Consider the following 3,364-nt stretch of genomic DNA (forward strand, 5'->3'; position numbering starts at 1 on the left):
GACCAGGGGAGACCCATCCGATTCCTTCCTCCGCCTTGCAATCGAAGCCGCACGACGCCGCTCGCTGATCCGCTCCCTGTCGTGGGGGAGGTCGTTACCCCCTCACCCCCGCCCGAGCACCACCGTCCCCGACGAGCAGAACCAGCCGCCCGTCCCCGATGCCACCGCCAGCTCCGGCAGCCTGCCACCCGCCCTGCGCACCTGGCGCTCGCCCGCCTCGCCACGCAGCTGCCGTACCGCCTCCACCAGCAGGAACAGTCCGCGCATCCCGGGGTGGCAGGCGGACAGGCCGCCGCCGTCCGTGTTGACCGGCAGCTCGCCCGTCAGGCCGGTCCGGCCCTTCTCCACGAACGGGCCGCCCTCGCCCTTCGCGCAGAAGCCCAGGTCCTCCAGCGTCACCAGCGTCATATAGGTGAACGCGTCGTAGATCTCGGCGAGATCGATGTCCGCGGGCCGCACCCCGGCCCGTTCGAACGCCAGGCGGCCGGAGACCGCCGCGGGGGAGACCGTGAAGTCGTCCCACTCGGACATGGTGGAGTGCGAGACGTGCTCACCCGTACCGAGGATCCACACCGGATCCTTCGCCGTGTCCGGGACGTACTCCTCGGCGGCCAGCAGCACCGCGCAGCCGCCGTCGCTGCGGATGCAGCAGTGCAGTTTGGTGAACGGGTCCGCGATCACCGGTCCCGACAGCACGTCGTCCACGGTGATCGGGTCACGGAACATCGCGTCCGGGTTGGCCGCCGCGTTCGCCCGCGCCCGGACCGCCACCTCGGCGAGCTGCTCCAGGGTTGTCCCGTACTCGTGCATATGGCGGCGGGCGGCCATCGCGTACTTGGCTATCAGTGAGTGCCCGTACGGCACCTCGAACTGGAGCGGGCCGCGCGCCCCGAAGGAGAGGTTGGACGTCCGGCGGCCGGCCTTGATGTCGGCGCGGGCCGTCGACCCGTACACCAGCAGTACGGCATTGGCGTGACCCGCCGCGATGGCGTCCGCCGCATGGGCCGCCATCACCTCCCAGGTCGAGCCGCCGACCGCGGTGGACTCCACCCAGGTGGGCTTCAGCCCCAGATACTCGGCGACCTCGACCGGAGCGAGCGTGCCGAGTCCGGCGGAGGCGAAACCGTCGACCACGGACCGGTCCAGACCCGAATCGGCCACTGCCCGGCGGGCGGCCTGGGCGTGCAGGGCGTACGGCGTGGCCTCGTCGACACGTCCGCAGTCGGCGAGGGATATGCCGACGACAGCGACCTTGCGGTGGGAAGAAGGCATGGATCTGACGGTACATCAGATAAGTACCGGGCGGGCCGCCCGGCGGGACGGGGATCTTTCCGCCCACCGTGCGCGACTCTGTGCATCTGCTGGAATCACCCCTAGCATGACGGCCCGTCAGATCAGAGACCGAAGGTCCCTGAGGGGGAGGAGCCCGACGATGGATGCCGCCTTCACCGCGGAACAGGACGAGATCCGCCGCACCCTGCGCGAACTGCTGGCCAAACGCAGCGCACCCGACGACGTCAGGAGTGCCGTACGGACTGCGGACGGGTACGACGAGACCCTGTGGCGACAGCTCGCCCAGGACCTCGGGCTGCCCGGCCTCGCCCTCCCTCAGGAGTACGGAGGCGTCGGCTGCGGCCTCGCCGAGCTCGCCATCGCCTGCGAGGAGACCGGCCGCGCCCTGCTGCCGTCGCCTCTGATCGCCACCGCCGCGCTCGCCGCGCCCCTGATCGCCGCCCTCGGCACCGAGACCCAGCGCACCGCCCTGCTGCCGCGCATCGCCGCCGGCGGACTGACCGCGACCCTGGCCGTCCCCGGCGGCTCGCTCGCCCCTGCACTCGGCCTCACCGGTGACCCCACCGGCGGCGCCTGGTCGGGTGGCGGCCGGGCGGGCGGCATACAGGCCAGGCCGGTCGGCGGCGCGGAGGGCTGGCGGCTGTACGGGGAGGCCGCGCAGGTCCTCGACGGGCACAGCGCGGGACTCCTCCTGGTCGCCGCCCACGCCGGCGGCTTCCCGCGCAGCCGTACGCTCCTCTTCCTGGTCCGCCCGGACACGGCGGCCGGAATCGTCCGCACCCGCCGGACCTCGCTGGACGAGACCCGCCCGCTGGCCCGCATCGAACTCCGTGACACCGAGGCCGAACTCCTCGGCGCGGACGACACCGTGGACGTCACCGGCGCGCTCGCCCCGGTCGGACGCGGGCTCGCCGCACTGCTCGCCGCGCAGGCGGTCGGGGCAGCGGCGAGCGCACTGGAGCGGACCGTCGAATACGTCAAGGCACGCGAACAGTTCGGCCGGGCGATCGGCTCGTTCCAGGCCGTGAAGCACCGCCTCGCGGATCTGTACGTGCGAGTGCAGGCGGCGCGCTCCGCCGCGTACTACGCGGCCTGGGACCCGGCGGCCGGGGGCCTCGCCCTCGCTCAGGCCCTGGAGGCGCTGCGCATCACCACGGCCGAGGCCGTCCAGCTGCACGGAGGGATCGGCTTCACCTGGGAACACGAGGCGCATCTGTACTTCAAGCGGGGCACAGCCGACGACCTGCTCTTCGGTCCCGTCCACCGGCTCCGCGACCATGCGGCGCAGCAGGCCGGCCTGTTCGCACCGTCGAACGGGCAGTCGTCCATGGCCTCGGCATTCGCCGCGGCGGGATCGGCCGGGCAGGTGGCGGTCTGATGGCGCATGGCGTCCGGCTGATCCGGAAAGTGTCCTCGACCCGCACGTTCGCGAGGATCGCCCCGCATGTCATCCCCGCCATGGACCGTACGGTGCACCGGCTCACGCGCGGCAAGGTGCTGCTCAGCGCCCGGATGCTGCCGGGGCTGATCCTGACGGTGCCGGGTGCGAGGAGCGGGCGGCTCAGGACCACTCCACTGGCCTGCATGCCGGAGAACGGGACGGAGCAGAGCTGGATCCTGGTCGGCAGCAACTTCGGCCGCACGGGGCACCCGGCCTGGACCGCGAATCTGCTGGCGGGTCCCGACAAGGCCGTTGTCAACTGGAAGGGCCGGGACATTCCGGTGCGCGCCACCCTGCTGCAGGGCGCGGAACGGGAGGCGGTGTGGCAGACGGCGCTGAAGTTCTGGCCGCCCTATGCGACGTACCAGGCGCGGGTCGAGCGGGAGATCCGGCTCTTCAGGCTGGAACGGAGGAGTGACGGCGCGACCTGACGCGGCCGCACGCGGAAGCGGTGCGCGGAGACCGCTTTGTCTTGGTGATGCGCGAAAACTGTGCGCTGGAAAGGCTGTTGGAGCGATCCGTGGAGCGTCCGGGTGCACCGACGGCGGACCGTGCGCGGCACCCTGCCGACCGGGTCGCCCGACTATGTGTATCTGCCGGTCGAAGTACCGCGCGGGGTACGGGAGATCG

3 protein-coding genes are annotated in these 3,364 nt (G+C 72.0%); 2 read left to right on the forward strand and 1 reads right to left on the reverse strand.

Annotated features, from left to right (window positions below; genetic code table 11):
* Positions 1 to 102: 102 nt before the first annotated feature.
* Positions 103 to 1,272 carry a thiolase C-terminal domain-containing protein gene (locus ABTZ94_RS36890; RefSeq protein WP_351207730.1) on the reverse strand — a complete coding sequence of 390 codons (1,170 nt, stop codon included), beginning with the start codon at positions 1,270 to 1,272 and terminating at the stop codon, positions 103 to 105.
* 160 nt (positions 1,273 to 1,432) lie between these two features.
* Here ABTZ94_RS36890 and ABTZ94_RS36895 point away from each other — a divergent pair, with 160 nt between their 5' ends.
* Positions 1,433 to 2,671, forward strand: a complete 1,239-nt coding sequence (locus ABTZ94_RS36895; RefSeq protein ID WP_351207732.1) for an acyl-CoA dehydrogenase family protein — start codon at positions 1,433 to 1,435, stop codon at positions 2,669 to 2,671.
* The gene (locus ABTZ94_RS36900; RefSeq protein ID WP_351207734.1) at positions 2,671 to 3,165 is read left to right on the forward strand and encodes a nitroreductase/quinone reductase family protein; all 495 of its coding nucleotides are present in this window, start codon (positions 2,671 to 2,673) and stop codon (positions 3,163 to 3,165) included. The genes ABTZ94_RS36895 and ABTZ94_RS36900 overlap by 1 nt, the downstream gene beginning before the upstream one ends.
* Positions 3,166 to 3,364 lie beyond the last annotated feature (199 nt).

The organism is Streptomyces sp. NPDC002785, assembly GCF_040295565.1.
Classification (GTDB): domain Bacteria; phylum Actinomycetota; class Actinomycetes; order Streptomycetales; family Streptomycetaceae; genus Streptomyces.